Origin of the sequence: Lentzea terrae (assembly GCF_003265345.1) — a bacterium.
Classification (GTDB): domain Bacteria; phylum Actinomycetota; class Actinomycetes; order Mycobacteriales; family Pseudonocardiaceae; genus Lentzea; species Lentzea terrae.
In genome coordinates, this window is sequence record NZ_QFWW01000050.1 from 1 (window position 1) to 1345 (window position 1345).

Below are 1345 nucleotides of genomic sequence, written 5' to 3' on the forward strand. Positions count from 1 at the left end.
TGAGGTTCACCCCAGGCAGTGGACACCGAGTTAGCAGGACCAGCGGTTCTGCTGAAAGGATGTCCTCATGCCTCCTCGGAAGCGCCGGTCGTACACGGCTGAGTACAAGGTCGAGGCTGCGCATCGTGTGATCGATTCCGGCCGCACGATCACCGAGGTTGCCCGCGAGCTGGGAATCGACGCGGGGATGTTGAGCGTCTGGGTCAAAGACGAGCGGCGCCGGATCGCCGCGGCCGAGACGCACGGGGAGAACCCGCTGGAGGCGGCCGAGCGTGCCGAGCTGCAGCGGCTGCGCCGGCAGGTCGCCGAGCTGGAGAAGGACAACGCGTTCCTGGTAAAAGCCTCGGCGTACTTTGCCGCGATGCAGAAGAACCGGTCCGGTTCGCTCTGATGGCCAAGTACGCCGGCCCCGATGACATTGCCGGCGTCGCCGCCCCTGCCGTGCCCGAGGGCGAACGCTTCGCGGTCCGGCGCATGGCGCGACTGCTGACGGTGTCCGCCTCCGGCTACTACGCCTACGTGAAGCGTTGTGCGGCAACGGTGTTGACCCCGCGTCGGCAGCGCCGCGCGGACCTGGAAGTGAAGATCGTCCAGGCGCACAAGGACTCTGGCGGGACCTATGGGTCGCCGCGGATCACCGCGGAGTTGCGGGATCAGGGCGAGGTGGTCAGCGCGAAGACCGTCGCCAAGGTCATGGCCGGGATCGGGATCGAGGGCATCAGCCCCCGCACGTTCAAGGTAAGAACCACGGTGGTTGATCCGGCGGCATCGTTCCCGCCGGATCTCGTCGAGCGCGAGTTCGACCAAGGCCGCCTGAACGCGGTGTGGCTGACCGACATCACGTATATGTCCTGTGGTGCGGGCGAGATGTTCCTGTGCGCGATCCGCGACGGGCACTCCCGCGTGGTGCTCGGCTACAGCGTTGCCGACCATATCGGCGCCGACATGGTCACCACCGCGATCGAGGCCGCGGTGACCGCCCGCGGCGGCGGATGTCGTGGCACAGTCCTGCATTCCGACCGCGGCGGCGAGTACACGGCGAATCTGACCGCACAGGCGTGTTTCCGGCACGGGCTGCGCCGGTCGATGGGCGCTACCGGGATCTGCTGGGACAACAGCCCCGCGGAATCGTTCTGGTCGACGTTCAAACACGAGCACTACTACCGGCACGTCTACGCCACGAAGACGGAACTCGTTGCCGCAGTTGACAAGTGGATCCGCTTCTACAACAGTACGCGGCGGCACTCCGCGCTCGGGATGCTCAGTCCCGACGACTATGAGAAGTCACTCCGAGCGGCTGCCTGAACTTCTTAAGCCCCTGTCCACCGTTCGGGGTGAACCTCAG

2 protein-coding genes are annotated in these 1345 nt (G+C 66.1%); both read left to right on the plus strand.

The features are described 5' to 3' along the window. The first annotated feature begins 67 nt into the window (after positions 1 to 67). Positions 68 to 391, plus strand: a complete 324-nt coding sequence (locus DI276_RS47655; RefSeq protein WP_112276801.1) for a transposase — start codon at positions 68 to 70, stop codon at positions 389 to 391. After that, a complete protein-coding gene (locus DI276_RS47660; protein ID WP_112276803.1) occupies positions 391 to 1305 on the plus strand; it encodes an IS3 family transposase in 915 nt (304 codons plus the stop codon). The genes DI276_RS47655 and DI276_RS47660 overlap by 1 nt, the downstream gene beginning before the upstream one ends. Positions 1306 to 1345 lie beyond the last annotated feature (40 nt).